Origin of the sequence: Paenibacillus agaridevorans (genome assembly GCF_003112455.1) — a bacterium.
Taxonomy (GTDB): domain Bacteria; phylum Bacillota; class Bacilli; order Paenibacillales; family Paenibacillaceae; genus Pristimantibacillus; species Pristimantibacillus agaridevorans.
This window is the reverse complement of sequence record NZ_BDQX01000158.1, coordinates 1-473: the sequence shown is the minus strand read 5'-3', so window position 1 is coordinate 473 and position 473 is coordinate 1. Positions and strand designations below refer to the sequence as shown.

Below are 473 nucleotides of genomic sequence, written 5' to 3'. Positions count from 1 at the left end.
TTTGACTCCGATTTCGATAAAAGGTAGAATCGTCTAAAATCAAGGTGCGTAGATGAGTTTGAGGATCCGTCAGACGATGGATCTTTTCGATCACCGAAGTACTGAAACGAAGAAGAAAGGTCCGCCAGTTATTGTGAGGATCGTTCATCAAACGATAGACCGTATCTTTTTTCATCCATTGGTCCGCCTCACGTCCAGAAAGGACTTGATGAAGCGATTTGCCTTTAAAGACTAAAGAAAAAAGAAAAGTAAAGATGACTGCGACGGAATAGCCTTTTTGCTTGTGGATGTGAGCTTGACGCAAAAAGGAAGGCACCTTTAATTCGGAAAAAGTCGCTTTTACTTCATTTGGTAATTGATTTTTGATGGCTTTTAAGTGTATCATAAGGGCAAGAACTCCTTTGTCTTTGATTTGTGGTAAATCAATTATAAAACAAAGCGAGTTCTTTTTGTATCTTTTGTTAAAAAAGTCA

The 473-nt window shown here is 38.1% G+C and carries 1 pseudogene; it reads right to left on the bottom strand.

The features are described 5' to 3' along the window. Window positions 1-385, bottom strand: a pseudogene (locus tag PAT3040_RS13900) (IS4-like element ISTeha3 family transposase); the annotation flags it as partial. Between the last annotated feature and the right edge of the window lie 88 nt (window positions 386-473).